Here is a 3,941-nt window from a genome sequence, read left to right as displayed (position 1 = left end):
ATATAGTCACTGTAACTATGGGACCATCGAGAGCCAACCGAATTATTTGTATTTTCTTTTCCAAGCGCATTGTAAGTTAATGTGAATTCAATATTAGGTCCATACGCCGAATCAAACCAGATTGGCGTATCTTGAACAACGAGGTTGAGATTATTGAAGTCAAAGTGCCATATTGGTGCTCCTCTCGAAGAATGGCAATCATCTCCTGATTCCCCCCCTTTTTGAGCTTGACCTTGACCTTGTTCGTATGAACTATTTGGCCCTAAAGGGCCTGTAGGTGGTTCAACAGCAGGCGCACACGACTGCAGTAACGCTAACAATACGATTGCAAGCGCGACAAAAATTGCCAAAAGCATCTAAGTTTCCTTAATCGGATTTATGGGTTTAACGGAGTTTCAATTAGAAGGCTTTCTGCCGAGAGTAACGCATCTAACTTATTGGTAGCTTTGTTCATTATCAAAGGACCCAATCTGAATTCGAAATCGTAGTGCATAGCAAGTGACGACTCAGGTCCACTCGACACCTTCGACCTACGATTTATTAATTCTTCATCCGTAAGCGCTCGGTTCCAGAGTTGCACGTTGTCAATCTGAGCATTTACAGGATAAGCCCCCCCAAATGTAATAGGCTCCGTACTCTGTCCACTAAAACGAATATTCGATAAGGTCCCAACTAACTGACCATCAATATATGCTTGAGCGTTAGGGGCTTGGTATCGAAGAGTAAAGTGATACCATTGTTCACTATTTAAACTAGCACTATTATTTCGACTTTCATCACCAACGCCGTAACTCAAATCACCGTTTTTATTTAAACCAATGTAAAAACGATGTTTATTATTGTCATCAGAACCAACGTACTGTAATAGCCCCTTAAGTTGGTTAAACTTGATATCAAACATTAATGTTTTGTCTTCAGAATTAGGATAAATCCCCGTTACAACGTGGCTATTTTTGTTACCATCCAATTGCAGTACACCACTCGATATAGATATACCTTGCTCTCCTTGAGCCAACTTTACTGCTTTGTACCAATCAGTAAATGAGTACCAATTGGTGATACCATCACTATTGCTATCTTTGTTGCCATCCCTAACACGCAAAGCGCTCCCTTCTTCAAGCTCAAACCCATCGAACATGCTATCCCCATCTATATCTGGATCGCATGCAGAGACAAGTATTTCTAATTCTTGTCGATCGGATAATCCATCGTGATCGGTATCGTTTGTTGTGGCATCAACACACATTTTCGCTTCAACGTAATCCGGGATAGTATCTAAGTCAGTGTCATTGACTTGATGACTTTCAAGCTCAATATCATCGACCAACTTTAGGTCGAATTGATCATTGGCGTGATTTTTTACCCATTCTCCTTTCACCGACGAAAAGTCATAAGACGCGATTAAACCCTCGATATGCTCCTTAGGATGCAGCGCCATGAAGCGGTGGAGTTTTGGTTCAGACAAGGCTCTGTCCCATATCTGCACGTTATCAATAAGGCCAGTGTAAAAATCAGAAGCCATTCCCGACTTATTCAAAGCGCCCAACCAAAGTGCATGTTCGAAGGGAGCAGAAATCGTCGACCAAGAACGTATTGTTTCTTCTGTTAATTGTCCATTGAGGTATAGTTGAATATGATCATCATTTACGACTAACGCGATGTGGTTCCAATCATCCGTCGAGTATTCCGGCTCTCTAAAAGAATAACCACTCGATTTGTCTTCACCCCATGCGAACTTCTTCTGCGCATACTGAATTCCAACGTAATAATGCTGGTCGGCAGTTTCACTTACACCGGATAACTGTGATTCTTCACTGGTTGATTTAAACCAATACATTAAGGTTGAATCACCGTTTTCTGGGAAGAAAGACGTAATTGCATAACCTTTACTCGCCGACAAGGCGCCAAATTCGACCACTGTTTCAGGCAATTGCTCTGTTTGTATCTTTCGATATTCATCCCAGTTGGAAATACCGTTGCCATTGCTGTCAAAATTAGCATCAGTAATCAAGCCATCACTACCGTGAGAACGCTCAAAGTCATCCGTCAAGCCATCATTATCACTGTCAGGATCGCAAGGGTTAGTAATCAAAATGAATGGTTTGCCAACTGAGAGTTCATCACCATCATTAACGCCATCACCGTCGCTATCAGCCGTTAACCCATCAGTACAAAAAGCTAACTCTAATCGGTTAACAAGACCATCGCCGTCAGTATCTTCGTCTGTTGGCTCAGCAACTAAGTAAGCGCCTTGCGTTAATTTGAGATCGTATCGTCCTGTTGCTTTATTTTTCACCCAATCACCTTGGGAGTGAGTAAAGTCATACCATGCAGCAAGATTGCTATCCGAAGCTTTGGGCGCAGTAAACATATACTGGTAAATTTCAGTTGCGTTTAATGACCGCTCCCAAATACCAACATTATCAAGTAACCCCTTCATATGTTCTTTAGAGAAGCCTACATCATTAACGGCTCCAAGGTAGGTGGCCCACACATTCGGTAAGTCTGCGCGCAATGGGTATTTTTCATCTACGAGTTGCCCGTTAAAGTATAATTTTGCTTTTCCTTGATTTGACAAGACGAGAGCTAAATGTGCCCATTCATCCGAATTAAGTTTTGCGGCAGTATATGATGTGCTGTGCTCGTCACCATATTTTACTTTATCGTATGAAAAACCAAGTTTATGTGTATCCATGTTCCCTGATCTTTGCTCTTTACTTGGCTGATACTTAACCCAAAACATCAACGTCATGTCATGTGACAACGAGAAGTGATTGGTAATTGCGTACCCATTGTTATCCGTTAACTGCAAAGAACGTGAGGATTCAATGATGTCGTCTTGTGACAACTGTTCAACTTGATGCTGGGCATACGCTTCCCAAAGGCTCAAATTGGGATGATTTACAGAACTTTTCCCTGCGTTACTCTGAAGCGGATCACTGTTTTGTTCTAACTCAAAATCATCCGGAATATTATCCCTATCACTGTCCCATAAACAGGGGTCTGTAATTGTTAAATATTGGGAATTGACCCCATATTCCTGACCATCCAATAGACCATCACCGTCTGTGTCAGCTTGGGTTTCATCTAAACAGCTTGCAAGTTCTAACTTGTCATCTAAACCATCCAGGTCTTGATCAAGTATCGCTTGCTCTGGAGAGATTTTAGCTCCTTGAACCAGCTTTAAATCATACAGCCCTGTGACGCCATTTTTTACCCAACCACTCCTAGTGTGGTTAAAGTCATACAGCCATTGCAATGAGCTGTCTTGTTGGGGAGTTGGTGGCGTAATCATATAGCGTCTAACCTCTTCTAGGCTTAATACGCGTTGCCACAACATGACATTGTCCATTTGGCCGTTCATATGACGATCCGCTAGACCTTCAATATTAGTTGCACCCAAGAAAAACGGATAACCAATCATTTTAAGCGCACTTTCATTCACATCTACCATTTGACCATTAACATAAAGCTTCGATTTTAAATCACTTATAGTTAACGCAATATGGTTCCACTGATTATTGATTAAATCGTGGTGATGAGCGACAGAACCACTACTACCAACCCAATAAAGAGGGCCATACATACTGTGTCCTAAAGACAAAATCACATCATTCGTTATATCACTAACACCACTCATTGATTTGTCATACACGAAAAGATCTTCGTTCGGCTTATACCAAAACATAATGCTGGTAGGTTGCTCTTTTGGGTAATAACCTGAGATGGCGTACCCTTTTGTCTCTTCTATATCCAAAACGTTAGGCGCAACCTGTTCAATAGAGGAGAGAAATTCATCACTGCGGTTTATATATTCAACATACCTATCCCAGTTTGGCTTATTAACTTCAGCATCAATAAGATGGCCATCGGCTAACGTTGGATTCATGTTGTTATCGATTTCAAATGCGTCATCAATACCATCATTGTCAGTATCAGAG

The 3,941-nt window shown here is 41.4% G+C and carries 1 protein-coding gene and 1 pseudogene; both read right to left on the bottom strand.

Annotation, left to right across the window (positions count from 1 at the left end):
- Positions 1 to 356 (bottom strand): annotated as a pseudogene (locus tag AB4496_RS20195) (RHS repeat protein); the annotation flags it as partial.
- Positions 357 to 376: 20 nt separating this feature from the next.
- A partial coding sequence (locus tag AB4496_RS20190) for a LamG-like jellyroll fold domain-containing protein (protein WP_372131745.1) occupies positions 377 to 3,941 on the bottom strand: 3,565 nt, incomplete at its 5' end.

The organism is Vibrio sp. 10N.222.46.A1 (assembly GCF_041473595.1).
Taxonomy (GTDB): Bacteria; Pseudomonadota; Gammaproteobacteria; order Enterobacterales; family Vibrionaceae; genus Vibrio; species Vibrio tasmaniensis_A.
The sequence above is the reverse complement of the archived record's forward strand: the minus strand, read 5'-3'. Positions and strand labels throughout refer to the sequence as shown.